At 46.4% G+C, this 24,552-nt stretch carries 23 protein-coding genes; 6 read left to right on the top strand and 17 right to left on the bottom strand.

Features of this window, described 5'->3' with window-relative positions:
- Positions 1-8 precede the first annotated feature (8 nt).
- The 10 genes from ACPXXB_RS01170 to ACPXXB_RS01125 all read right to left on the bottom strand — a co-directional run bounded on the left by ACPXXB_RS01170 (position 9) and on the right by ACPXXB_RS01125 (position 11,259).
- Positions 9-2,918, bottom strand: coding sequence for a valine--tRNA ligase (locus ACPXXB_RS01170; RefSeq protein WP_423908462.1), 2,910 nt, complete (start codon positions 2,916-2,918; stop codon positions 9-11).
- 308 nt (positions 2,919-3,226) lie between these two features.
- A complete protein-coding gene (gene vapC / locus ACPXXB_RS01165; RefSeq protein WP_423908461.1) occupies positions 3,227-3,619 on the bottom strand; it encodes a type II toxin-antitoxin system VapC family toxin in 393 nt (130 codons plus the stop codon).
- A gap of 3 nt (positions 3,620-3,622) precedes the next feature.
- Positions 3,623-3,868: a type II toxin-antitoxin system VapB family antitoxin gene (locus tag ACPXXB_RS01160; protein ID WP_423908459.1), complete on the bottom strand. Its 246-nt coding sequence runs from the start codon at positions 3,866-3,868 to the stop codon at positions 3,623-3,625.
- A gap of 343 nt (positions 3,869-4,211) precedes the next feature.
- Complete coding sequence (locus tag ACPXXB_RS01155; RefSeq protein ID WP_423908457.1) at positions 4,212-5,414, bottom strand: acyl-CoA dehydrogenase; 1,203 nt, start codon at positions 5,412-5,414, stop codon at positions 4,212-4,214.
- Positions 5,411-7,072: a ubiquinone biosynthesis regulatory protein kinase UbiB gene (ubiB, locus tag ACPXXB_RS01150; RefSeq protein WP_423908456.1), complete on the bottom strand. Its 1,662-nt coding sequence runs from the start codon at positions 7,070-7,072 to the stop codon at positions 5,411-5,413. The genes ACPXXB_RS01155 and ubiB overlap by 4 nt, the downstream gene beginning before the upstream one ends.
- Positions 7,065-7,703, bottom strand: a complete 639-nt coding sequence (locus ACPXXB_RS01145; RefSeq protein ID WP_423908454.1) for a ubiquinone biosynthesis accessory factor UbiJ — start codon at positions 7,701-7,703, stop codon at positions 7,065-7,067. Before ACPXXB_RS01145 ends, ubiB begins: the two co-directional genes overlap by 8 nt.
- Before the next feature lie 57 nt (positions 7,704-7,760).
- Positions 7,761-8,546 carry a bifunctional demethylmenaquinone methyltransferase/2-methoxy-6-polyprenyl-1,4-benzoquinol methylase UbiE gene (ubiE, locus tag ACPXXB_RS01140; RefSeq protein WP_423908452.1) on the bottom strand — a complete coding sequence of 262 codons (786 nt, stop codon included), beginning with the start codon at positions 8,544-8,546 and terminating at the stop codon, positions 7,761-7,763.
- Positions 8,547-8,583: 37 nt separating this feature from the next.
- Positions 8,584-8,949 carry a gamma-butyrobetaine hydroxylase-like domain-containing protein gene (locus ACPXXB_RS01135; RefSeq protein ID WP_423910848.1) on the bottom strand — a complete coding sequence of 122 codons (366 nt, stop codon included), beginning with the start codon at positions 8,947-8,949 and terminating at the stop codon, positions 8,584-8,586.
- 154 nt (positions 8,950-9,103) lie between these two features.
- Complete coding sequence (gene hemB / locus ACPXXB_RS01130) at positions 9,104-10,120, bottom strand: porphobilinogen synthase (protein ID WP_423908450.1); 1,017 nt, start codon at positions 10,118-10,120, stop codon at positions 9,104-9,106.
- A gap of 38 nt (positions 10,121-10,158) precedes the next feature.
- Positions 10,159-11,259 (bottom strand): adenylate kinase, encoded by a 1,101-nt coding sequence (locus tag ACPXXB_RS01125; RefSeq protein ID WP_423908448.1) that lies wholly within the window; start codon positions 11,257-11,259, stop codon positions 10,159-10,161.
- Positions 11,260-11,842: 583 nt separating this feature from the next.
- Between ACPXXB_RS01125 and zapE the strand changes: the two genes are divergently transcribed.
- Positions 11,843-12,955 carry a cell division protein ZapE gene (zapE, locus tag ACPXXB_RS01120; protein WP_423908446.1) on the top strand — a complete coding sequence of 371 codons (1,113 nt, stop codon included), beginning with the start codon at positions 11,843-11,845 and terminating at the stop codon, positions 12,953-12,955.
- A 164-nt stretch (positions 12,956-13,119) separates the two neighbouring features.
- Entirely contained in the window at positions 13,120-13,500 is a 381-nt protein-coding gene (locus tag ACPXXB_RS01115) for a ComEA family DNA-binding protein (RefSeq protein ID WP_423908444.1), read from the top strand.
- 262 nt (positions 13,501-13,762) lie between these two features.
- Here ACPXXB_RS01115 and metA read toward each other — a convergent pair whose 3' ends face one another.
- The 4 genes from metA to ACPXXB_RS01095 all read right to left on the bottom strand — a co-directional run bounded on the left by metA (position 13,763) and on the right by ACPXXB_RS01095 (position 17,869).
- Positions 13,763-14,869 carry a homoserine O-succinyltransferase MetA gene (gene metA, locus ACPXXB_RS01110; protein ID WP_423908443.1) on the bottom strand — a complete coding sequence of 369 codons (1,107 nt, stop codon included), beginning with the start codon at positions 14,867-14,869 and terminating at the stop codon, positions 13,763-13,765.
- Positions 14,870-14,918: 49 nt separating this feature from the next.
- A complete protein-coding gene (locus ACPXXB_RS01105) occupies positions 14,919-15,755 on the bottom strand; it encodes an ATPase (protein WP_423908441.1) in 837 nt (278 codons plus the stop codon).
- 102 nt (positions 15,756-15,857) lie between these two features.
- The gene (locus ACPXXB_RS01100; RefSeq protein ID WP_423908439.1) at positions 15,858-16,655 is read right to left on the bottom strand and encodes an undecaprenyl-diphosphate phosphatase; all 798 of its coding nucleotides are present in this window, start codon (positions 16,653-16,655) and stop codon (positions 15,858-15,860) included.
- On the bottom strand, positions 16,655-17,869 hold the full coding sequence (locus tag ACPXXB_RS01095; RefSeq protein ID WP_423908437.1) for a class I SAM-dependent methyltransferase: 1,215 nt from the start codon (positions 17,867-17,869) through the stop codon (positions 16,655-16,657). Before ACPXXB_RS01095 ends, ACPXXB_RS01100 begins: the two co-directional genes overlap by 1 nt.
- A gap of 246 nt (positions 17,870-18,115) precedes the next feature.
- Here ACPXXB_RS01095 and ACPXXB_RS01090 point away from each other — a divergent pair, with 246 nt between their 5' ends.
- Positions 18,116-18,859, top strand: coding sequence for a pteridine reductase (locus tag ACPXXB_RS01090; RefSeq protein ID WP_423908435.1), 744 nt, complete (start codon positions 18,116-18,118; stop codon positions 18,857-18,859).
- A 289-nt stretch (positions 18,860-19,148) separates the two neighbouring features.
- On the top strand, positions 19,149-19,646 hold the full coding sequence (locus ACPXXB_RS01085; protein WP_423908433.1) for a disulfide bond formation protein B: 498 nt from the start codon (positions 19,149-19,151) through the stop codon (positions 19,644-19,646).
- Between the two features lie 70 nt (positions 19,647-19,716).
- Here ACPXXB_RS01085 and ACPXXB_RS01080 read toward each other — a convergent pair whose 3' ends face one another.
- Together ACPXXB_RS01080 and ACPXXB_RS01075 are read right to left on the bottom strand one after the other, a co-directional pair.
- Positions 19,717-20,856, bottom strand: coding sequence for an aromatic ring-hydroxylating oxygenase subunit alpha (locus ACPXXB_RS01080; RefSeq protein ID WP_423908432.1), 1,140 nt, complete (start codon positions 20,854-20,856; stop codon positions 19,717-19,719).
- 201 nt (positions 20,857-21,057) lie between these two features.
- Positions 21,058-21,786 (bottom strand): integron integrase, encoded by a 729-nt coding sequence (locus ACPXXB_RS01075; protein ID WP_423908430.1) that lies wholly within the window; start codon positions 21,784-21,786, stop codon positions 21,058-21,060.
- A gap of 366 nt (positions 21,787-22,152) precedes the next feature.
- Here ACPXXB_RS01075 and ACPXXB_RS01070 point away from each other — a divergent pair, with 366 nt between their 5' ends.
- On the top strand, positions 22,153-22,569 hold the full coding sequence (locus ACPXXB_RS01070) for a DUF6884 domain-containing protein (RefSeq protein WP_423908429.1): 417 nt from the start codon (positions 22,153-22,155) through the stop codon (positions 22,567-22,569).
- Entirely contained in the window at positions 22,566-23,207 is a 642-nt protein-coding gene (locus tag ACPXXB_RS01065; RefSeq protein WP_423908427.1) for a hypothetical protein, read from the top strand. Before ACPXXB_RS01070 ends, ACPXXB_RS01065 begins: the two co-directional genes overlap by 4 nt.
- Before the next feature lie 163 nt (positions 23,208-23,370).
- Here the strand turns inward: ACPXXB_RS01065 and ACPXXB_RS01060 are convergent, their stop codons facing one another.
- On the bottom strand, positions 23,371-24,402 hold the full coding sequence (locus tag ACPXXB_RS01060; RefSeq protein ID WP_423908425.1) for an STAS-like domain-containing protein: 1,032 nt from the start codon (positions 24,400-24,402) through the stop codon (positions 23,371-23,373).
- Positions 24,403-24,552: the final 150 nt, after the last annotated feature.

The following is a 24,552-nucleotide window of genomic DNA, read 5'->3' as shown; positions in this document are numbered from 1 at the left end:
ATTCGAGCTTACAGCGCTGAAATTTTCTCGATCTGCTCGGCAACCCCGGATATTTTTACCTCAAGATCGGCCAGCTTCTTCTTTTCATTCTCCACCACTGCTTTCGGCGCTTTGGAAACAAACCCCGGATTGGCTAACTTTTTAGTGATTTTGTCGAGTTCATCCCGGGTCTTGTTTGCCAATTTGCTCAGTCGGTCCAGCTCCGCATCCTTGTCGATCAATCCGGCAATCGGAATCAATAGTTTCATATTTCCAACCATGGCGATAGAACACTCCGGCGGTTCATCGCCATCATCCAGGATACCAATGGATTCGGTTTTTCCGACAACGTCAAGGTAGGAGTTATTGCGCTTTAGCCGTTCCAGATCGACAGTTGACGCATCGGCGAGCAATACGGGAACGCGTTTCCCCGGCGCGATATCCAGTTCTCCCTTGATTTTTCTGATACCAAGAATAAATTGCATGACCCATTCCATTTCTCGTTCAGCCTGGTCGTCAACTTTGTTTAAGTCAAATTGTGGATAGGGCTGGGTCATGATGGTCTCGCCATGTTTAGCCGCAAGCAATGAAATACGCTGCCAAATTTCTTCCGTTATAAACGGCATGATAGGGTGGGCGAGCCGCAATATGGTTTCTAATACCGCGACCAGAGTTCGTCTGCTTCCGACCTGTAAAGCCTCGCTGCTATCCTGACTGTTAAGCGCCGGCTTGCATAGCTCCAAATACCAATCGCAATATTTATTCCAGACTAAGTCATAAATTTCCTGGGCCACCAAATCGAATCGATATTTATTTATCGCTTTTTCTATTTTTAATTCGCTGCGCTGTAGCTGTGAAACCATCCATTTATCCGCGTTCGAAAGCTCAAATTCAGTTGACCCAAATTCAATTGAATCCTGTCCGCAGTCCTTGCCTTCGGTATTGATCAACACAAAGCGCGCGGCATTCCAGATTTTGTTGCAGAAATTACGATATCCTTTGATGCGCCCCAAATCAAAATTAATATTCCGCCCATTTGATGCCAGTGCGGCAAAAGTGAAACGCAGCGCGTCGGCGCCAAAACCAGGGATGCCATCGGGATAATCGTTGCGGGTTTGTTTGGCGATGCTTGAAGCCAGGTGCGGCTGCATCATGCCTTTGACACGCTTGTCGACCAGCGCCTCCAGTTCAATGCCGTCAATTAAATCAATCGGGTCCAGCACGTTGCCTTTTGACTTGGACATCTTTTGGCCATGCGCGTCACGAATCAATCCATGAATATAAACCTGTCGAAATGGCACTTGCCCGATAAACTTTGTGCCCATCATAATCATCCTGGCGACCCAGAAAAATATAATATCAAACCCGGTTACCAAAACACTGGTAGGATAAAAAGTGTTCAGCCGTTCGGTTTTTTCCGGCCAGCCCAGAGTGGAAAACGGCCACAATGCAGAGCTGAACCAAGTATCGAGCACATCGTCGTCCTGGCGTAATCCGACCTCGTCGCCAATGGCATATTTATGCCTGACATGCGCTTCAGTTTTGCCGACATAAATATTGCCTGGTTGGTCATACCAGGCCGGAATGCGGTGTCCCCACCAAATTTGCCTGGAAATACACCAATCTTCGATATTCTCCAGCCATTGAAAATAGATCTTGCGCCAATTGGCTGGCACAAATTCGATTGAACCGTTTTTTACCGCCTCAATAGCCGGGTCGGTGATTTTCGCTTTGCCGCCCGGGCGTCCGTCTTCAAGTTTGTCACGGGTTAGATCGACGTACCATTGGTCGGTCAAATAGGGCTCGATCACCGCTCCACTTCGATCTCCTCTGGGAATCATCAGCTTATGAACGTCAATTCGCTCTAACAATCCTTGCGCTTGTAAATCAACCACAATCTTTTTACGTGCTTCAAAACGGTCAAGTCCGATATACGCATCAGGCATCAGTTCCCCTTCATCGATATCTTCATCATTTACATTACCCCGGATGGCCGCATCATCGGTAAACACGTTGATCAAGCCGCCGTGAATCTGATCCAGCATTGCTTTATTGTGGCGATGACGCAGCCAAACCTGATAATCGTTATAGTCGTGGGCCGGGGTAATCTTCACACAACCGGAGCCAAATTCAGGATCGACATATTCGTCTGCGATTATGGGCAGCCTGCGATTAGTCAGCGGCAGCTCGACAAATTTGCCAACTAGATGTGCAAATCGCTGATCGCCCGGGTGTACCGCTACCGCGCTATCCCCCAACATCGTCTCCGGCCGCGTGGTAGCGACGGTTAAATAGCCCTCGCCATCCATCAGCGGGTAACGCAAATGCCACAGACTGCCTTTTTCTTCCTCCGATAAGACTTCAAGGTCGGATAGCGCGGTATGCAGAACCGGATCCCAATTAACCAGTCGTTTGCCGCGATAAATAATTCCTTCATCAAACAGCGTAACAAACACTTCGTTAACCGCTTCGCTTAACCCGTCATCCATAGTAAACCTTTCATTTTCCCAGTCGGGCGAAGCGCCCAGACGACGCAGTTGTTGCGTAATCATGCCGCCGGATTCGGATTTCCATTGCCAGACTTTTTCGATGAAGCGGTCGCGACCGTAGTCGTGGCGGTTTTGTCCTTGTGCATTGATCAATCGCTCGACCACCATCTGAGTCGCTATTCCCGCATGATCCATGCCCGGCTGCCACAAGGTGCGGCAACCCTTCATCCGATGATATCGGGTTAATGCATCCATGATGGTGTCCTGAAACGCATGCCCCATATGCAAACTACCGGTAACATTAGGCGGCGGTATCATGATGCAGTAGGATGGCTTGTGCGGATCAGGGGGGCCCGGGGAGAAGTAGCCTCGTTCCTCCCAGTGGCGATACCAGCGCGATTCGATATCGCCGGGGTTATAGGATTTGTTCAAGTTTATTTCCGGGTTCATTTGCAGGATGATTAGGTCGATAATGGGGATTTGCTATGAAAGTTAGCGATATTACCGCACTGGAGTAACGATGAACCAGAACGACGGAAACGAGAACAAACTATATTGATGCAGTCTAACGAATAAACCCACCTGAATAAAATTTATAAAACATTTTCATGAATATGGTGCATTCTATGCTCTATCTCATATTCATAATTCCATTGCTCATCAATCTTTAGTTTATCAAAATCAGTATCATGCACATTATCAAGTGTTAGCATTTTATTTTCCAAATTTTATTTTATCGGCATTAAAAATGATGGTGGCTAGCATATTGTTTGGTTAAATTCTGGGATAACGCTGGCAATGCGCTCAAAATCTTGATCGTTGTGTAATAAAATCAAGTCGTTTTCGATGGCACATTGGGCGATGAGGCAATCGATGCTGGCGCGGATGGTGATGCCTTTTTTACGGCATTTTGAGTAGATGAGGGCGGCTTGTTCGTAGCTTTCTTTTTGGTCTTTGAGGTAATAAAATTTTTGCTCAAGTAGCACCTGTTTGATTTTCTTGAATAGCACTGTATTTTTAGAGCCTTGCAACACTTCAAGATAAATCGTGGAAGTTAGCCCCAATTTTCCAGATGCAAATAATTCTTTGTTGTTATTACTTGCGTTATTATTGAGTATGTCAATCCAGATTGAGGTATCAGCCAGATACATAGGTTAGCCTTTGGGTAGGTGTGGATTAACACGCATCGCCTTATAATCGTAGTCATCATAAAAAGGGCTTTCGCCATTCAATGATTTTAATAATGCCGCCATGCTATTTTTGGGTTTATGGTTGCTGATAAACTCCCTCAAGGCAGTATCTATCAAAGCTCGCTTAGTTTTTAGTTTGCTGAGTTTTAGGGCTTCCTGGACGATAGATTCATCTAAAACGATGTTGGTTCTGTGGGCGGTGTTTAGCATTTTTAACTCCTTAAAATGTGTATTGTAGCATAAGTTATGTGTATGACTGCTCCCTATTCTTAGCAGGTTGGATGGATTTATCCTAGTCGTTGGTATATTTGTGTTTGTAAGGTTAAGTATCTGAATCTCCTAAATTTTTTGAAAAATCAAACATTAAGTGATAAATATCTAGGGTCTTGACTAGTTAAGACCCATCATTTATTGAAGCGGCTTAACGCTTGAATTCAGCGAGCGTCTAGTTACTCTACATTACTCGAAACTAACGATCGAGCGATGAGAAAAAACCTGATTGATAATCAACAAATAATAACCGATAACGCTAACCTGTAGTCGCATTGCAAGATTAGAAAAAGGCTTGCAATCCGGTTTGCGCGCGACCCAGAATCAACGCATGGATATCGTGAGTGCCTTCGTAGGTGTTTACCGATTCGAGATTGCACATATGGCGAATAACGTGGTATTCATCGGATATGCCATTCCCGCCATGAATATCCCGGGCCTGCCTGGCAATATCCAGCGCTTTTCCGCAGTTATTTCGTTTGATCATAGAAACATTTTCGACCGCACAGGCATTGTCGTCCATTAGCCGCCCGACGCGTAAACAGGCCTGCAAGCCTAAGGTGATTTCGGTTTGCATATCGACCAATTTTTTCTGAATCAGTTGGTTTTGCGCCAGCGGTCGTCCAAACTGTGTGCGCGCCAGCGCGTAGTTGCGGGCCGCGTGCCAGCAAAATTCAGCTGCGCCCAAGACCCCCCAGGCGATGCCATAGCGCGCCTTGTTCAAACATCCGAAAGGCCCTTTTAGCCCTTCCGCCCCGGGCAAAATATTGTCTTCCGGCACAAACACATCCTGCATCACTATTTCACCGGTAACCGAAGCGCGCAGACTCATCTTGCCTTCAATCTTTGGCGTGCTAAAACCATCCATGTCGCGTTCGAGAATGAAACCACGAATGACCCCATCGAGTTTCCCCCAAACTATGGCAATGTCGGCAATCGGTGAATTGCTGATCCACATTTTACTGCCGTTCAATTGATAGCCGCCATCAACTTTCCCGGCCCGTGTTTTCATGCTGCCGGGGTCGGAACCGTGATCGGGTTCGGTCAGGCCGAAACAACCAATTAGTTCGCCGGTTGCTAATTCGGGCAGGTATTTCTGTTTTTGTGGTTCGCTGCCATAAGCATATATCGGATGCATCACCAAAGATGATTGCACACTCATTGCCGAGCGATAACCACTATCCACGCGCTCAACTTCCCGGGCGATGAGACCATAACAAACATGATTCAGGCCGGCGCAGCCGTATTGCTCTGGAAGCGTGCTGCCCAACATGCCGAGCGCGCCAAACTGTCGCATAATGTTTGGATCAAAATTCTCAAAGCGGTTGGCCTCCACGATTCCAGGCATTAGTGCATGGTCACAAAACTCCCGAACGCTATCGCGCACCATGCGCTCATCCTCGCCAAGTTGGGAATCAAAATCGAATGGGTCTTGCCATTGAAACGGAGGGGGAAATTGAGGGGGAAACGGTGCGGTCGCCATCATTTATTTCTGGAGTAATTGTTGCGGCGGTCCAGTTTTGACATTTTCGCGAGCAGTAACATTAGCATGCCGCCGGCGAATGCCAGCCAGCCGATTAGCGGCATTGACGAAAGTTGCTGAGGATCAGGAAGCGCAATGAAAGCGATGATGATCAATCCAACGCCCAACACTATTTTAATTGTTCTCTTATGCTGCCAGGCAATTTGATTTTTCAACTTCTCGACTTCCCGATCCTGGGTGCGTATTATCATTTCATCGTTTTTCAATCGATGCATCAGTTGATGTGCCAGCCCCGGCAATTCCGGCGCCAGGGTAAAAAGATTCGGCAATTCACGCTTAATTGTTCTTATCGCCGCTCGCGGTCCAATTTGTTCTTTCGTCCACTTTTCAAGAAATGGCTTGGCGGTTTCCCAAAGATCAAGCTGCGGGTAAAGCTGTCGACCCAAACCCTCGATATTCAACAGCGTCTTCTGCAGCAACACCAACTGGGGTTGCACCGGCATATTAAATCGCCGCGCAACACGAAACAAATCCACTAAAAATGTGCCGAATGAAATTTCGCTAATCGGACGCGAAAATATCGGCTCGCACACGGTGCGTATTGCGCCTTCAAAATCTTCCGTATTGGTGCCTGGCGGAACCCACCCTGCTCGAATATGTGCATCGGCGACACGGTGATAATCTCTATTGAAAAACGCCAGTAAATTTTCCGCCAGGTAACGTTTATCAGCAGTACTCAACGTGCCCATAATGCCAAAATCAACGGCCCGGTATTGCCCATCCTCGGATACGAAAATATTGCCCGGATGCATATCCGCATGAAAGAAACCGTCTCGAAAGGCTTGGGTGAAAAAAATCTCCACTCCGGCATGGGCTAACTTTTTCATGTCGATTCCCGCGCCCTTCAGTCGTTGCACATCGCGAATGGGGATGCCGTGGATTCTTTCCATTACCAATACATTGCGATTGGTATGTTCCCAATAAACTTGTGGAATATAGATTAAATCGGAATTTTCGAAATTAACTTTTAGCTGACTGGCACTGGCCGCCTCTCGCATCATGTCCAATTCATCGTGGATGGTTTTGTCGTAGTCGGAAACTATTTCCTTTGGCTTCAAACGTTTTCCCTGAGACCAATAACGATCCGCCAAATCTGCCAGGACATACAGCAATTCAAGATCCCGTTTGATAATAGGTTCAACGTCAGGGCGTAAAACTTTAACCACGACATCAGAACCATCGTGTAATTGTGCATAGTGTACTTGGGCAACCGACGCTGAAGCGGTGGATTCTTTTTCAAAGGTCTTAAAATGATTTTCCAGTTTGTCGCCATAAGCCGCTTCAATAATCTTGACCGCTTCATCCCCCGGGAAAGGCGGCACCTGATCTTGAAGTTTGACAAGAGACTGAGCGATATCCGCCGGCAACAAATCCGGACGGGTGGAAAGCACCTGGCCGAACTTTACAAATACCGGCCCCAATTCCTCCAATGCCATTCGCAGTCGGTCTCCTCTCGGCAACTCACGCCGCCTACGCACCGGGATTAGTTTGAATAGAAAAGTGTAGGGTCTAAATAAATGCAATGCAGATACGAATTCGTCCAAACCATGCCTAGTCAGGACTCGAGCGATTCTCAGCAAGTGGAAAAAGTTTTTAGTCAAGGATTGGTCGGGCTTTAGGATGCAGATTTTTCTGCAAGTTTTTCTTTAGGCGCGAAATTCTTTGTTCCAGGCGATCCGTGTCAGCGCGCAACTTATCCACCGAATCCTGGAATCGTTCCATAGCCAGGTTAGTGACTAACACTCGCTTTTCTTCTTGCAAGAATTCTCCTGTATTGTGCCGGGATAAATCCAGCGACTGCGAAGCCCAGAAGCCGAAATTTCGGACAGCATTTCCTGCTTTCCTTGCTGGTGTGTCGCCAATATATCGAGATAGTAATTCCTCCCAGTCAATATCCAGCTGCGACAATATTTTCTGAAAAGCCTGGCCGGTTTCGGTATCACCTTGCATCGTTACCCGTCCGTCAGACAAGACCCCGCTGCCTATTCCCGCTGCACCGAGTTTGACAAACCCCATGGCCGATCCGGTTAAAGTGACATCTGCTTCAGAATCACATTGCTGCTTGATTTTCAAACCCTCTCTCGAGGGACTCATATATAATGTTAATTGTGGAATAGTGATTTCAATGCACAGAACCTTGCCTTCAAGCTTGGCGAGTTTTTCCTGGCCATCAGGATCAACGCTCAAAAGAACCTCGGAAGTTCGGTTTAAAAAATCGAAGAATGCGCTCATTCTGGGAATCTGAAAATTGGCGACGGCCGCAGGTGAATTGAAAATTTAAAATCCGGGCTAAAACTTAAAACCCAGGTGAAGCGCCACGATCCCGGCACTCAGGTTGTGATATTTAACCTCGTCAAAACCTGCTTCCAGCATCATTTTCCGCAATGTCTCCTGATCCGGGTGTTGGCGTATGGATTCAACCAGATACTGATAACTTTTCTGATCATTGGCCACCCATTTTCCTATTTTTGGAATTGCGTTGAACGAATAATAGTCATAAATTTTACTGAGCATGGGAATCACTGGTTTTGAGAATTCCAGCACCATCATTCGACCGCCTGGCTTTAGCACCCGATACATTGATTCCAATGCTTTGTCCTTGCGCGTGACATTGCGTAATCCAAATGAAATAGCAACGCAATCGAATTGATCTTCTTCAAACTCCAGATTTTCCGCGTCGACAATGGCGTATTCGATATTACCCGCTAAACCCGCATCGATCATTTTTGCCTTGCCTTGTGCAAGCATGTCGGTATTGATATCGGTCAACAGGACTTTTCCGCTTTGTCCAACCTGCCTTGCAAAGTGACGGGCCAGGTCGCCGCTGCCGCCAGCAACCTCTAAAACATGCCCGCCCGGCCTTAATCCACTTTGGGAAACCGCAAATCGCTTCCATAATCGATGCACGCCAAACGACATGAAATCGTTCATGATGTCATATTTCGATGCCACCGAACTGAAAACAGCGCCGACCAACTTTTCCTTTGCCGATTCATCCACCGAGCGAAAACCAAAATGGGTTTGATTTTCGGCGTGCGCTTGCCCGGATGAATGGCCTTGGGGGTTTTTGCTCATCGAATTTAAATAAGGCGGTCCAACCTAACCAAATTAATTATGCGTCCAATTTTCTGGAATGGCCGGCCGCATCCAATCTTTGCGTATAAATGGCCCAGTTTTCCGCCTGATGCTTGCCTAGCTCATACAGCGTTTCCCAGGAAAAAATGCCGGTGTCGTGACCATCATCGAATACCGGCTTGATCGCATAATTTCCAACCGGCTCAATGGCATCAATGTTGACGTGTTCCTTACCAATTTGCAGCACTTCCTGTCCAGGCCCATGGCCTTTCACTTCGGCGGATGGAGAATGCACTCTCAGATACTCGCAACTTAAATCAAATGATTCGTCATCAAACGTCACCGTCAATATTCTAGTGCGCCGATTTAAATTTATTTCGGTGGGAACGTGTTTGCTCATGATAGCAATACTAATACAAAGAATAGTGTGAATCTTATATTTTACGCGAAATTGCGGATGCGGATTGTCCTGTCAATTCCGAACAACAGGCATTGACTGGCAAGATAACGGTATTATCGGGCTGGCGCCTGAGTAGCCTGAGTAAGTCGGGAATTTGTCAGGCGTCGGGTTGCAGCCAATTGGCAATTTGCTCCGCGTAGTAAGTCAGAATCCCGTCACAACCTGCTCGCTTAAAACCCGTCATCGCCTCCAGCACCACTTGTTTTTCTTCAAGCCATCCCGGTTCGCTTGCCGCTTTGAACATCGCATATTCGCCGCTGACCTGGTAAGCGAATGTTGGCATGCCAAAAGCTTCCTTTACCCGCCAAATGATATCTAAATAGGGCATGCCTGGCTTGATCATAATCATATCGGCGCCTTCAGCAATATCCAAAGCCACTTCCCGCAACGCTTCATCGCCATTCGCCGGATCTATTTGATAACTGTATTTGTTTCCGCCCGCTAAATTCTCCGATGATCCAACGGCATCCCTGAATGGAGCGTAGTAGCTTGATGCGTATTTTGCGGCATAGGAAAGAATTTTTGTATTGGAAAAGCCGTTGTCTTCCAACGTCTGCCGAATCGCGCCAACCCGACCATCCATCATATCCGATGGCGCAACCACATCAGCACCGGCATCGGCATGACAAAGCGCCTGTTTTACCAATACCTCCACCGTTCTTTCATTTACCACATAGCCGGTTTGGTCGATTAGCCCATCCTGGCCATGGCTAGTATATGGGTCCAGCGCAACATCGGTGATAACGCCTAAATCCGGCACGGCATTTTTAATTGCTTTAATGGTTCGCGGAATCAATCCTTTATCATTCCAGGCTTCCTCAGCGCCTTCGGATTTTACCTCCAACGGCGTGACCGGAAATAACACAATCGCTGGAATGCCCAACTCATAAAAAGTTTTACATTTCTCAACCAATAAATCGATCGACATTCTTGAAACACCGGGCATGGAAGGAACCGGTTCGGTTTTCTCGTTGCCTTCCATAACAAACACTGGCTGTATCAAATCGTTAGTGGTCAACACGGATTCGCGCATCAATCTGCGGCTAAATTCATCCTTACGCATCCGTCTCGGACGAGACAACGGAAATTTTCCCTGCTGCGGGTGATCAACCATTTTATTGCCCGATTTTATTATCCGATTAAGGCAATCCGCTATCTGGGCTTCCTGGCGACCTTCTTTTTCGCCGCCTTTTTAGACCTGCTCGCAACCGAGTTAGCAGGGGCTTTTTTCTTTGCTGGTTTTCGAGTTACCTTTTTGCTTATCGGTTTTTTCCTTGTTACCGCCTTGCTCATTGACTTGCTCGCCGCTTTCTTTTTCTGCGTTGTTTTTTTGGCAACCTTTGATTTTTTCGCCGCTACCTTCTTTTCAGGACGTGTTTTCCCGGCTACTTTTTTCCTGACGGTTTTTTTGCCTGCCTGTGTTGCGGCGCGCTTTGTTGCGGCACCTTTTATTGTGGCACGGGTTGATTTTCTCTTTTTTGGCGATGCTTTGTTTGCCGTAGTATCCAACTCGACCCGGTTTATTTGACCCCCGGCAATAATCGTTGAATCCATTTCATCGTTTGTATCGGCCGCGGTCTCCAATGTTTTAATCTCCAGAGGGCGGATTTCCAGATCAACAACATCGCACAATTTTTGATGGATTTCGTCGACTTCTCCCAAGCCCGGCATGGTACGCAATTTGTGCTGGGCGCGGTAATAGGTGATTAGTGGCATGGTTTCTTCGTGGTAGACACCAATGCGCACTCGTGCGGTTTTTGCGGTGTCGTCAACACGGGATGCCAGCACGCCGCCACATCGATCGCATTTGTTTTTAACGTTCGGTGGCGAAAAGTATTTATTGTATATCGCGCCACAATGATCACAGCCCATCCTGCCAACAATCCTTTTAACCAAGGCATTGTCATCAACGTCGATGTTGATCGCAATTTGCAAAGTCTTATCCAACATGCCCAACAATGTATCTAAAGCCTGGGCCTGGGGAATGTTTCGCGGATAGCCGTCGATAATAAAGCCACGCTTGGTGTCTCTTTTTCGCAGTCTTTCCTCCAGCAATTTGAGCACAACCTGATCGTCCACAAGCCGCCCTTCCGCCATAGCCCGTTTGGTTTCCTCATTCAGGATTTCGTTATTTTTTAATGCTTCCCTTAATAGATCACCGGTTGATATCTGGGGAACGCGGTATCGCTCCGCTAATATCTTTGCTTGGGTGCCTTTACCGGAACCGGGACCACCTAGAATAGCTACTCGCATGGCAGACTCTTTGTTGGTTTGTAATGAGAAATCGGGCGCACAGACTACTCGTTGTTGGTCATAAGGTCAACTATCTGTCCGAGTTCACCACATTATGAGACAAAATCAGGCAGTTTGAGTGATTGGTTGATAATACCACCATCGTTCGAATCCTGCTCCATCATGAGCGGGCGAGTACTAGCTCGTACATCCATCGTGTTGACAATCTATCGCTTTACCCGCATAAACTGCAAGCAGTTTGATACTGAATCATAAACCTGATTTAATGGGTAACACAGAATATTGTTGGAAGATCCGGTGACCACTCAAAATTGCCTCGTTTAGTTATTCTTGAACCTCGGTCTAAATCTTTGATCGGGCATAGCAGAACGTGGCATCAAGTATAGGTTATGTTTAAGTTTGCTCTTGAATTCATGCTCGTGCTCGTTCCTTTAAAATCATATGATGCGAAGTACACCTCGTTTATAAATTCTTGCACCTCGGTCTAAATCTTTGATCGGGCATAGCAGAGCATGGCATCGAGTATAGGTTATGTTTAAGTTTGCTCTTGAATTCATGCTCGTGCTCGTTCCTTTAAAATCATATGATGCGAAGTACACCCTTGACAATTTATCAACGCAGCATTGAACAGGGAGAATTGAACCCTGATTCGGCGCAACTCAATGCAATCAGGCATCTTGATGCGCTGTTCCATAAACTGGTCTCGAATCAAGACAAAGGAAACTGGTTTCAACGCCTATTCAAACCGACCAAAGAGCCGGTCCAGGGCTATTACTTCTGGGGCGGCGTTGGAACCGGCAAGACGATACTTATGGATATGTTCTATCAATCTTTGCCAGAAGGATTAAGCCAACGCATTCATTTCCATCGTTTCATGCAATCGGTCCACGACCGGAAAAATCAAATCACAGACCGCCAGGATCCTCTCGGCATGGTCGCAGCAAGTTTCGCGTCCAGGATAAAAGTCCTGTGCCTTGATGAATTTTCTGTAACGGATATCACCGATGCCATGATTTTGTCTGGATTGCTTGATCACTTTTTCAGACAAGGCGTGGTGTTAGTAACGACATCGAATACCGAGATAAATAATCTTTACCGGGATGGTTTCCAACGGCCTCGGTTCTTGCCGGCTATTGCCCTGCTCAAAAAGCATACCGTTGCGATACATGTCGATAGCGGCAACGACTATCGCATGGCGTATTTGCAGGGGCATGCCATTTTTCATATACCGCCGGGGCAACAGGCGGATTCGGAACTGGCCAAATGCTTCAATCAATTGGCAGGCACGGTCGATGAGAGCGTGCCGGCCAATGTAAACAGCGTAAAAGTAATGACGATTCTTGGCAGGGACATCGCGATTGTGGCCGCCGGTTCCGGGGTTGTCTGGCTCGAATTCCAATCCTTGTGCCAGACCAATCGATCCAAATCTGATTACATCGAAATCGCCAAGCAGTGCCATACCATCCTGCTTTCCAACATTCCGCGATTAGATGCCACGCGCGATGATGCGGCCAGAAGATTCGTGGAATTGGTTGATGAGTTGTATGACCGTAACGTCAACTTGATCGTATCTTCCGCTCATCCGCCAGAAAATATATATACCGGGAAAAGACTGGCTGAGCCATTTAAACGCACCGCCAGCCGTCTGACTGAGATGAGTTCTCGTGAATACCTCTCAAAACCTCATTTGTCCTGAGGCAATGCTCAACGTGTTCTCATTGGCAAAAAACCGCCTATTTGTGACTTATATCACATCTTTTAATATTTGAATTGGATAAATTCTGTTTGCCCTGCGTGAAAACACGTTATTTGGTTTTGCAACGGGCCATTTATTAACAAGACAATCAAGGAGAATTGATTATGCAAACAATTAGACAAAGGGCCCGCACTGGGCAAAGTGGCATCAGGTTTTTTATGCGGTTTTTTCAGTATGCGGTAATGGTAATGGCGATTGGAGTGTTTTCCATTGCCGGCGCGGCTGAAAAAGTGAATCTTAACCTGGCGGATGCCGAAACGCTGGAGTACATCCCTGGAATTGGTCCCGGCAAGGCGACGGATATCATCAAACTTCGTCAACAAAATGGTGGATTTAAAAGTTTTGAAGATCTACTTGAAGTTCGCGGAATTGGTGTAAAGACTCTGGAAGATGTAAAGAAATACGCAACCCTCAATGGCGGTGTTTCTAAAATTAGCCAGGAAATGCGGGACAACCCTCCGAGCAAAAATAGTGACCACAACTGATTCTAACCAGAATCAAACGAGTGGGTAGTCAAGTGGGCAGTCGAGTTTTGGCGGGTTAACGCCTGATTGCCGTAAGGAATGGGTGTGGTTTGCACGAGACTGTTGCCAAAATCAAGGAGATGGACAAGGAAATAAACAACAGCGTTCATCATAACTGGCAGGATGTCATAATCGGCGACCGGGCCGAACGCAGTAGAAGGCGTTGACAAGGGTGTCAACGTGCTTGTGCGAACCGCATCACATTCCGATTAAGAGGCGCCGATTATTCCTGGCACATCTTTTTGTCGGCCTGTCTTCTGCCCGAAACCAATCCAAGTGGGTCTGCAGGATCGACCCCGTCCATGAATACTTTTCCTCGGTCTTTGTTGGCAACCTGGTAAACCAGCCCTAGCCAGTTATTGACCATTGCCTTGCCAGTATCAGACCAGGTGATATCGATGGTTTTTGATAACTCCTGATCAGGAAATGGGCGTAGATTATCGAAGTTTCCGGAACACGCGGCTATCTCTTTCTCGAAAGAATCCAGAACCTCACGGGCTTCACCAAAAAAATAGTTTTCTGGATAGGGCGGATAGTTGGAACGAACGCCTTCAATAAATCGCATGACTTCCCGTTTGTACTCCTTCAGCAAACTAACCGCATCGTATTCTGGATGACCCTGGAAAAATACAAACCGAAGGCCGTCGGGGCTCACGCCAAGGTGTAGCCCCGACTCCGTGCTTTCCGCCAAAACGATGAGGCCTGCTTCACGAAACTGTTGTGCGTTAACTTCATGAACATGGGAGTGCGGGGCATAAAACCGGCTATCGATATTTACCGTCAATGGATGATATTGGTCGGTTACTCTATTTGAATACACCCCCCAACGCTTCTGTGGCAGCGGATACCGTTCGACTCCCCAAAGCTGTTGCACGATGGCATGCGTTGCCAGGCACGAACACATCACCGAGCAAACATTATCCTTGGCCCAATCCACCACTTTTGCCAATGGCTGCCAAAAGGGCTCGGTGGTGATATCGCTATTTGCAGGATTTGCGCCAGACAGGATAAGCGCATCCAAGCCCTGTTCTTTGAGATCTTCGAAGCGACTGTAGTACTTGTCAATATGCGCCTGCGTGTCTGGCAGCCGCGGGATTTCCGCGAAGGTGAACGGATGCACATAAAACTGCGCTATTCGATTACAAGAACCCACCAGTCGCAAAAATTGCCGTTCGGTAGCCTGCAACGCGGCATCCGGCATCATATTTAACAATCCAATATGCAATTCCCTGATATCCTGTTTCTGCGCTCGACCAAGAGCCAGAACTTCCTGGCCCTCTTGTCGAAGTCGTTCGAAATTGGGCAAATCTGTATCGGCAACCAGTGGCATAAGAGCAGGCGGGCAGGGTAGATGATCAGGGCGGGTAATATCCAGGCTGCTATGACATGCTTTCGCAAACCAAATCGATAATGTCCGCATCTTCCGGCAATTTAAAAATCTTTTCCGCCTCTATGGTATGACCATATTTTTCTGCCAGGCGTTCGTACCGGGGTTTGCGATAGTTAATCAATTTGGGGAAAACCCATTGCACGAATTCATCCGGCACCATTTCATCTGTCGATTTTAAATTGTTTTCTTCCAGGTATCTGGCCAAATGTTGATCCAAAAAATTTTCTTCATAAAACAAAGGCTTGGGGTTTTTCCCGGCGCGCTCAACCAATGTTTTCTCCATATCATCGCTGGCACGCAAATATAAAACCACGGTCAATTCATTCAGGTTGTTCCAACATTCCTGGTCAGTCAGGTAACATATACTGCCCCCGGCATCATTGATGAAATGCGGATAACTATAAATTTTCCGGGCTTTTTCCATGAACTCACGAACATCCGCCATGGCGTTAATTTCTGCAGCGAAAAACAAGTTTTGGCGACGCTTGAATTCGTCCACATTTAACCCGCCGAGATCAGGATTTCCGATCTTGCTCAAAAAGCATGACAGTGGATGCAGATGATCGATGGTTATATTATTGCGGATATATATTGAATCGCTGCGCAGCAACTCTTTAATCGATTGATTTTCCATGACTCTGGTTTTAATGTCATCCAAAATTGGCTCGTCAAGGTATTTGGTGCCTATTCGATAATCTCCGGAATAATGGAACCAGGACTCGCGCGGCAACCTGGTGGATAACGTTGTCTTGCCCACCCCGGACATTCCCAGCAGGGTAATCGCTTTGTTTGGCCATTGCCTGAATTGTTGGGCGGTCTTTTTCACCTTGTTTATAAATTCTTAGAACGTGGCATCAAAAATATTAGGGGTGCGGAGTACATCAAATCATTTCACCAAATTGGAGCAGTACAAATTTGAATCCGGATTTTACAGGAAGACCACAAGCAAAATCACGCCCAGAATTAATCGGTAAATCATAAAGGGCAACAAACTGAATCGCTGTAAATAGCGTAAAAAATAATGAATGCAAAGTATCGCAACAATGGCGGATACCGCGGTTGCAAAAACCAAAATTGACCATTGCACCGGTTGCACCTGAGCAACCAACCCTTTTCCCAGCCAAATGCCGGCCAGGGTAATTACCGGTATAGCCATCAAAAATGAAAATCGCGCTGCTGCCTCGCGGGTCAATCCCATCATTAAGCCCGCGGAAATCGTTATCCCCGAGCGCGATGTGCCCGGTATCAACGCCAACACTTGCGCGCCGCCGATGACCAACACATCTTTCCATGAGATTGATTCGATGCGCCGTTGCTTTGCCCCAAATTTGTCGGTCAACCCCAGAATAATCCCAAAGGCGATGGTGGCGCCGGCAATGGACAACGGATTTCTCAGCACCGTACTGACAATATGTTCGAGCAAAATACCGGCGATGCCAACGAGTACCGTGGCAAAGGCGATGGACCACGCCAACTTACTGTAAATAGTGACCGGCCCGCCGGTCAGCGAACCAATCCAGTCGCCAATAATCAAACCAATGTCCTTGTGAAAATAGATTAAAACTGCAATCAATGTCCCCACATGCACCGCAACATCAAATGCCAGCCCCTGATCGGGCCAATTGAATAACGCCGGCGCTAATGCGAGATGCCCTGAACTGGATATCGGCAAAAATTCGGTGAGGCCCTGGATAGCCGACAGCCACAACGCCTGAGTCCACTCCATTACAACCGACCGCTATGATTCTGCATGGTAAAACCGCTTAGTTGGCCGGGATAATTCTTTGCCAATGCGATAACCTTGAATAACTCACCCATCTGGTGAGGCAGGGTTAGTTTTTTTATTTCCTGTGCCAGCGTATGTGATCGCGAAATCGAATGCGGGTTGGCCGCTGTGTTATTTTGTGTTGCATTATTTTGTATGGCCTCAAAATTCTCCAGCAACCCCAGCGACAGCAAAAATCCGCCCTGACCACAATAACCCATTACTTGCAGGTCCGCATCATGCCCGGCGGCGGTAATAGCACTAAAATCCACATGAGAGGTAATATCCTGGATGCCCGGAAAATAAAACGGATTGTCATGGGCGATGTGTTGGTAGTGACACATTAACGTGCCCTGGTCTCTATCCCAGTGATAGAACTCCGCCTGAGGGAAACCATAGTCAATCAAAATCATAACCCCTGAAATCAGCTTTTCACCGATCGTTCGAACCCAGCCCTCGGCCTGCCTGCCAATTTCGCTCTGGTAGCCTGGAGGCAGCGAATATTGGCTTAATCGTTGTTGCAACACTTCAGGGATTGAATGGGTTGAAACTTTCCAATCGAACCGGTCGTCGATTATCGACACCCCAAGTTCTTTTGCCTGTCCGCTGCCATCAATTTGAAATCGCATGACCGGCAATGCATCGAGCAACTCATTGGCGATAATAACGCCGCTAATCCCGGTTTCGGGAATCGCGTGAGCCCATTTAATAATATCGAGATATTCGGTGCCGCTGGTTTCAATTAATTGTTTTTGCCGTTGTTTTAAATCAGCACTGGTTTCAATAATTAGATACCGGTCCGGAAGCCGACCCAGCGAATCCAGATGAATCAAGAAATCCAGCGCAAACTGGCCAGTGCCAGCACCGAATTCAGTAATCGTAGTCAGTTGATCCGCCGCCAAATTTTTAATAATTTCATTGCATTGTCTGGCCAGGCATCCTGCAAATTGCTTACCTAGCAATGGCGCAGTAATGAAGTCGCCGTCCGCCCCAATTTTTTCCGACCGCGCGCTATAGTATCCTAAACCCGGCGCATACAACGCCAACCCCATGAATTGTTCAAAACTTATCCATCCGTCATTCTGCTCAATACATTCTCTGATAACATTTGAAAGTGCAGCGGAGCGCTCAGTTTGAATTTTGTTTGGTTGAATTTTGTTTGGCGGGCTTATCATACCGATGACGATGTTTAGTTATCCGCTTAAAATAGCAATTTCGTATTCGACAATGAAAAACCGGCGACTGCATGGATGCAGGAGGTAGAGAGACGCATCGCTACATGGACGTAGTTTATTAGAGCAATGCAGGAGCAATTGCCGAGGATGCCAAAGCCGAGATTAACTCGGTAAAATTCGACCAGCCATGCTATCATTTTTCGGTTATCTTTTTTTCAGTCATAGCACTCTATAAATGCATTTAATATGAATCACCTTGAAAATAAAGTTGTGTTAATAACCGGTGGCTGCCGCCGGATTGGCGCTTGCACGGCCAGGTATTTACACCAACATGACATGCGTATCATTATTCATTTTAACAATAGTGCGGTTGATGCCGAGCAAATTCGGTCGGAGCTTTGCGAAATACGACCTGATTCGGTGAGATTGATCCAGGGAAACCTTGGAGATATTGCCAAAGTAAAATATCTCATCCGCGAAGCGGTTAATGCGCTCGGCCAACTCGATGCATTGGTTAACAATGCATCGGCATTTTTCCCCACCCCGATTGCCTCGTCCAAGGAAAGCCAATGGCAAACCATCATGGATACCAATCTCAAAGCCCCGTACTTTCTTTCACAGGCGGTAGCGCCCTATTTAAAGAAACAAAATGGTTGCATAATTAACATTACCGACATCTACGCGCAGCGTCCCCTTTTAGACTACGCAATATATTCGGCATCAAAAGCCGGACTGGTATCGTTAACCAAATCCCTGGCCAATGAGCTGGGGCCTGAAATACGAGTCAATGCCATAGCCCCGGGCGCTATTCTTTGGCCTGAAAACGACACCGACGAAATTTCCCATCAAAGAATGATTTCAAAAACCCCGTTAAAGCGCGCCGGCGAACCCGAAGACATCGCCAAAACCATCCATTTTTTACTGGCAAATTCGAACTATATCACCGGACAGGTAATCAATGTGGATGGCGGGCGCAGCATATCGCCTTAGCGATTCAAAACCGGCGCACTTCGGGCATGAATATTTTTCAGGAACGAGTACCGAGCCTTCCAGCATTTGACCCCGTTCTTCTTACAAAGCACACTCGCGCCCGAACCAGAGATAACCACTCGAGGCGCACTTCGGGCATGAATATTTTTCAGGAACGAGTACCGAGCCTTCCAGCATTTGACCCTGTTCTTCTTACAAAGCACACTCGCGCCCGAACCAGAGATAACCACTCGAGGCGTGGAAATGAAGCATGTTCAATCAGGCAGAATCGATTAGCGCCTCATTCATTATGACATCACCTTCAATTTCTTCGCGATCACTTTCTTTCATCGGGTTTATCGCCTGCGCGCTGCTGATTGCCATCGCTCTTTATTTTCAATATATCGAAGGTTTAGACCCTTGCCCGTTATGTATTTTCCAGCGCGTCGCATTTACCAGCATGGGGGTTGTGTTTCTGGCAAGTTTTTTACACAACCCAACCAACGTTGGCCGCAAGCTATACGGATTTCTAGCCAGCGTTTGCGGAGTGCTGGGTCTTGGCATTGCCGCCCGCCACGTGTGGCTGCAAAGCCTGCCCGCGGATCAGGTTCCCGAATGCGGTCCTGGGCTTGATTATATGCTTGAGGTTTTTCCGTTCAGCAAAGTGCTTGAAACCGTATTCAAAGGCGCAGGAGAATGCGCTGAAGTTTCCTGGACCTGGTTTGGAATTTCCATGCCCGGCTGGAGTTTGATTTGGCTGGCGGTTTTAACCACGCTCGCCCTCATGCTGATATTGCGTAAATCCTGATGACGTAAATCCTGATGTCGTGGGCATCATAACCAGAGCAAAACGCTGCACGACAAAAAACGCGGCGGCATTACTTACGAGTGGCTTCGGAATACCAACAGGCGAAGTTGCCGACGCTCGGCTCCAGCGCGGAAAAACGCCCTTGAACCGCGTACGGAGACTGCATTCCAGTCTGTTGTTTTTCCAGCGCCGGAATATCTTCGTCTATGGCCAAATCAAAACGCTTGTAGTACTCGGCCGACTTGGCATTGAAGTCGTTCAGTTTAGCGGTGTCTGCGGGGAAACAAACGGTTTGCACTACCCGGGTGCTTGCGCCGCTCAATGGATAAACATGATACATCCATAAACAGTCTGAACTCGCGGCAAAGGTCATATTCGGATAAACCCAGGTATAGCGCATGCCCGTTCGCTGGGTCTCATCCAGTGATTTTATAACCGGCAGGGACCGGCCCTGCTGTTGTGCAATCTCAAGCAAGGCCGCATTGCCCGAGGTTCGACCAAACTGGCTGGTGTATTGGCCGATGACATCATCCGCCGAGTCCGGCTCTGGATACAACCCGTTGATGGAATCCGGGTGTACATGGGGCAGGTGATAGTATTCATTGAATACTTCGATGAATAATTTCCAGTTGCAGCCGACCTCAAAACTTCGCCGCCGGCTGGTCGCCAAGTCATTAAATGACCAGGCGCGGTGCAAGTCCGAAAAATCTCCTAACCACTGATGCAACGGCTCTGGATTATCTTGCAAACTCAAGAATACGAAACCATCCTGGAGCGCCACATTAAACGGTTTTAATTGATGTTCATTTTCCGAAAAGCATTCTGCCGTTTCCATCCTCGGCGCAGCAATCAGCTGGCCTGTGGCATCGTAGCTCCAGCCATGGAATGGGCATACCATGGCGCGACAATTTCCACTGCCAGACATGATCTGACTCGAGCGATGCAAACATGTATTGGACATGGCGCGTAATTTATGGTCTTTGCCCATGATGATCACGACCGGAATATTGGCCACATTGATCGCTTCGAAATCCCCGGGTGCCTGCCACTGATCAGCGCGCCCAATACAGAACCAGCCATTGCCGAACAAACAGACGGTCTCATGGCGCCACCACTCCTCATCATGGTAACAAGCGGGGGGCAGGCTTAGCGATGACGAAACCGGATGCTTCACCGTATTAAGCGCCTGCTTAATGTACTCTACAGACATTGTCGAAAATCTCAGTCATTGCTCTAATGGGAACAGCAGTTGAACCTGCTTGACCACATGGGAAAGATCGAAAGGCGCATAGTCCACAGGACATCCACGAAACATCCGGCTTATCGGTCGCCTGACATGAGTCAATATTTTGTAGGTGTCCCGTATTTCCGCCTCAAGCCGGGAAGCATAACTAAATCCATCCCATATAACTCATAAGACATCTAATGGACTTTGCACCCCTTGCCCACCTTGTTTTAATACATGCGTGTAAATCATCGTAGTCTCAACATGTTTATGCCCAAGTAATTCTTGAATAGTGCGAATATCATAACCGGTTTCTAATAAATGCGTAGCAAAAGAATGCCGTAAAGTATGCGGGCTGACTTTTTTGCTAATGCGCCCATCACGCGTTGCCTGCTTAATCATTCTTTGAATAGATTGATCATAAATATGATGACGGCGCACAACACCGGTACGCGGGTCTGCTGACAGATTCGGTGAGGCAAATACAAATTGCCAAATCCACTCATTCTGAGCATTGGGATATTTTTTAGCCAGGGCATTAGGCAGATAAACACTGCCTACACCATTCGCTAAATCTTGATCAAACACCTGCTTGCGCTCTTTTAAAACGCTTTGTAAAGGTTTAATCAATTTACCAGGCAACATCACTACTCGATCTTTATTGCCCTTGCCATCACGCACAATAATCGATTTATAACCAAAATCAATATCCTTAACGCGCAACCGCACCACCTCCATTAACCGCAGCCCCGCGCCATAAAGCAGTTGTCCCATTAAATAATAACGCCCTTTTAGATGCGACAACACCCGTACCACCTCAGCACGCGTTAATACCACAGGGATATTTTTCTTAGGCTTGGCACGAACCACATCGGTTACCCAGGGTGGCTTCATATCCAACACCTGCTTATACATAAATACCAAGGGTCTTGACTAGTTAAGCAACTAAAAATTGCTTAAAGTACTAGTTATGAAAAGGAAAAACAAGTATTACAATCGTTCCCGAATTACGGAGAAGAAATTTAGAGAGGTTTTAAGGTGTTTCTCAAAATGGAAGTTTTGATGAGGCACTGGCTCAGGCAATCCAAACTGCAAAAGAGAAACTTAGAACTGATTTTGTGCGTTGGGAGTTGTTGAAAACAAGTGAAGAAAACGGTGGCTTCATCCTAAAGAACGAACTCAGAGTACAAATATCTGCGATGGGACCTGTGAGTTCTATTGAGGGCATTACTCGAAAATAAATCTAACAAAAGCATTCAGCGGACACACAAAAGAAAAGTTATGCCAAAACGGATAGTTCTAATTTCATGTGTAAGTAAAAAACTTTCGCGCAGTGCGAAGGCAAAGGACCTGTACATCAGTACACTCTTTAAACTCAATCTGAAATACGCAAAAAAACTGGAACCCGATAAAATCTTTATTCTTTCCGCAAAGTATGGGTTGTTGCCTTTAGGTCAGGAAATTGAGCCGTATGAGCAAACTCTGAACAATATGCGTTCAAATGAAATCAAACAATGGGCAAGTAGAGTACTTGATCAAATAAAGCAAGTTTGCTCTATTAATGAAACGGAGTTTACGTTTCTAGCCGGAGATAAATATAGGAAGTATTTGTTGCCGCATATCAAGAATGCACAAATACCACTTGAGGGTCTGCGTATTGGAGAGCAGCTACAAAGGCTCAAGGGGTTGGTTACATGAGTAGTGAATGTTCTTCAGTTCATAGACTTGCCAATGAACTTGAGAGGCATAAATTTCCCTTTGAGGCATCAAATATTCCATTGAATGGCATCTATGTTTTGTTTCAAAAAGGCGAGTATGGGCACCAGAAGGAAAGAATTGTGAGAATAGGTACGCACACGGGAGAGAGTCGACTTCGTTTAAGATTGGAGGAACATTTCCTTAACGAGAATAAAGATCGAAGTATTTTCAGAAAGAATATTGGCAGGGCTTTACTTAGCCAGCACAATGATCCTTTTTTAAAATACTGGGAGCGTAATCTCGTCACAAAAAAGGCAAAAGATAAATACTCTTCGCTGATCGATTTTGATTACCAAAAGAATATTGAAAACCAGGTTAGCCAGTACATCCAGGGCAATTTCTCGTTCGCTACCTTTGAAGTAAAAAACAAGGAAGAGCGGCTGGATATTGAATCAAAACTAATCGCTACAATCTCAAGGTGTGATGAATGTAAACCGTCAAATGATTGGCTTGGCAATAGTTCGCCAAAAGAAAAAATCGTAAAAAGTGGTTTGTGGCAAGTAAATGAGCTTTATAAAACACCGTTTGATGCTACAAGCATAGGGAAGCTCGAAAGGCGCATAGCCCACAGCAAATGAAAGGAGGCGGTAAAGTAACTGCGGAAAACTGTCGATAAGGGTCTTACAGTTAAGGCCCATCTTTATCGCAAGTTACAAATGGAGTGGGCATCATAAAGCACCGCGGCTTCCGCTACGCTCCAGCCGCCCCACTTTTTGCTATCTGTGATGCGAAGCGTTAGGGCTACTCTCGCGACAAGGCTCGTGTAATCATTTGTGTTACTTGCTCGTTGGAATTCAAGTAAATTAATTCCATATCTGGTTGCTGCAATTTGAAAACACGAAATATTTCATCAGCAAACGCTTGCCCAATCGTTTCAACATTATCAAAATCAAAAATAACAGTTTCAAATTTCTCAACCCCCGCTAACAGTCTTTTAGCTTGAGAGCGAGAAACCAGATTATCATGGCCGTACTGTGTTAATCGGACTGGGACGACAGTTTTGGTAAAGCCGTAATCATCTCCAGATGTAAACTTATCAAAGACAGATTTTGGTGTTCTTGCTGTGTTATTGAATAACACCATAAATACACCCGTACCAGATTGAAATTTTTGACGCTCTAAAATCCAATCTTCAACTTGATCATGTTTGTGTGAAAAACATACACTGCCAGACAATATTGCAAAATCATCAAACATACGTGAGCTAAAGAAAATCCCTTCACCAGTGTGATTGTCTGGGTCAGTTGTTAATTTACCTTTAGCCAGCTCTAAAACTGAATGGCGCTCATCACTCAATTCTAATTCGCGCTGAATTTTCTTAAAGATACCTTCGCCATCGTCATATATTACGATTTCAGTTGTAGTAGCAGTTTTTGTAATCTGTATATGTACTTGCGTGCCAGATGAGTGGTCAATTGCATTGTTAAGTATTTCAGTAAAACCATAGTGCCAAATATCAATGACGTTATCTGGCAAGTCATTTATAAACTCAGAAATATCTCCGCGCCAAACCGCATCCTCTGCCAAAGTGCCATTTAAAGTATAGATGTGTTCCCATTTAACTAATGGATGCAAAATATAACGCTTATTCCTGGTTGCGCCACGCTCTAAAAGTGCGTTTTTTTCAACAAGACGTTTAATGTGCTTGTTTACTGCCTGTCTGGATATATCGTATGCACGAGATGTAAGAGCAACTATATCTTTCGGGTTATGCTCAACATTATTTAATATAAATTGGCGGATATCTTCACCTCTTTTACGAATACCTACCATAAGTCAATACCTTGATTGTCAACCTTAAAGAATAATATTGTCAACCTTATTGGTTATATTGTCAACCCTATTGATGCTGCAATAATTTACAAATGCCCTGACAAGTAGCTCAACGTTGCAACCCTAATATTTTCAAGGAACGGCCACGAG

Source organism: Candidatus Spongiihabitans sp. (assembly GCF_965237845.1).
Lineage (GTDB): Bacteria > Pseudomonadota > Gammaproteobacteria > Arenicellales > Poriferihabitantaceae > Spongiihabitans.
The sequence above is the reverse complement of the archived record's forward strand: the minus strand, read 5'-3'. Positions and strand labels throughout refer to the sequence as shown.

Excerpts from the sequence above, each read along its gene's own strand:
- ACPXXB_RS01155 (WP_423908457.1), bottom strand. The coding sequence starts at position 5,414 with ATGATGGCGACCGCACCGTTTCCCCCTCAATTTCCCCCTCCGTTTCAA.
- ACPXXB_RS01080 (WP_423908432.1), bottom strand. The coding sequence starts at position 20,856 with ATGTCTGTAGAGTACATTAAGCAGGCGCTTAATACGGTGAAGCATCCG.
- ubiE (WP_423908452.1), bottom strand. The coding sequence starts at position 8,546 with ATGAGCAAAAACCCCCAAGGCCATTCATCCGGGCAAGCGCACGCCGAA.
- metA (WP_423908443.1), bottom strand. The coding sequence starts at position 14,869 with ATGCCACTGGTTGCCGATACAGATTTGCCCAATTTCGAACGACTTCGA.
- ACPXXB_RS01170 (WP_423908462.1), bottom strand. The coding sequence starts at position 2,918 with ATGAACCCGGAAATAAACTTGAACAAATCCTATAACCCCGGCGATATC.
- ACPXXB_RS01065 (WP_423908427.1), top strand. The coding sequence starts at position 22,566 with ATGAGTAGTGAATGTTCTTCAGTTCATAGACTTGCCAATGAACTTGAG.
- ACPXXB_RS01160 (WP_423908459.1), bottom strand. The coding sequence starts at position 3,868 with ATGCTAAACACCGCCCACAGAACCAACATCGTTTTAGATGAATCTATC.
- ACPXXB_RS01070 (WP_423908429.1), top strand. The coding sequence starts at position 22,153 with ATGCCAAAACGGATAGTTCTAATTTCATGTGTAAGTAAAAAACTTTCG.
- ACPXXB_RS01095 (WP_423908437.1), bottom strand. The coding sequence starts at position 17,869 with ATGATAAGCCCGCCAAACAAAATTCAACCAAACAAAATTCAAACTGAG.
- ACPXXB_RS01090 (WP_423908435.1), top strand. The coding sequence starts at position 18,116 with ATGAATCACCTTGAAAATAAAGTTGTGTTAATAACCGGTGGCTGCCGC.
- ACPXXB_RS01075 (WP_423908430.1), bottom strand. The coding sequence starts at position 21,786 with ATGTATAAGCAGGTGTTGGATATGAAGCCACCCTGGGTAACCGATGTG.
- ACPXXB_RS01085 (WP_423908433.1), top strand. The coding sequence starts at position 19,149 with ATGACATCACCTTCAATTTCTTCGCGATCACTTTCTTTCATCGGGTTT.
- vapC (WP_423908461.1), bottom strand. The coding sequence starts at position 3,619 with ATGTATCTGGCTGATACCTCAATCTGGATTGACATACTCAATAATAAC.
- ACPXXB_RS01125 (WP_423908448.1), bottom strand. The coding sequence starts at position 11,259 with ATGCGAGTAGCTATTCTAGGTGGTCCCGGTTCCGGTAAAGGCACCCAA.
- zapE (WP_423908446.1), top strand. The coding sequence starts at position 11,843 with ATGATGCGAAGTACACCCTTGACAATTTATCAACGCAGCATTGAACAG.
- ACPXXB_RS01115 (WP_423908444.1), top strand. The coding sequence starts at position 13,120 with ATGCAAACAATTAGACAAAGGGCCCGCACTGGGCAAAGTGGCATCAGG.
- hemB (WP_423908450.1), bottom strand. The coding sequence starts at position 10,120 with ATGGTTGATCACCCGCAGCAGGGAAAATTTCCGTTGTCTCGTCCGAGA.
- ACPXXB_RS01145 (WP_423908454.1), bottom strand. The coding sequence starts at position 7,703 with ATGAGCGCATTCTTCGATTTTTTAAACCGAACTTCCGAGGTTCTTTTG.
- ACPXXB_RS01060 (WP_423908425.1), bottom strand. The coding sequence starts at position 24,402 with ATGGTAGGTATTCGTAAAAGAGGTGAAGATATCCGCCAATTTATATTA.
- ACPXXB_RS01100 (WP_423908439.1), bottom strand. The coding sequence starts at position 16,655 with ATGGAGTGGACTCAGGCGTTGTGGCTGTCGGCTATCCAGGGCCTCACC.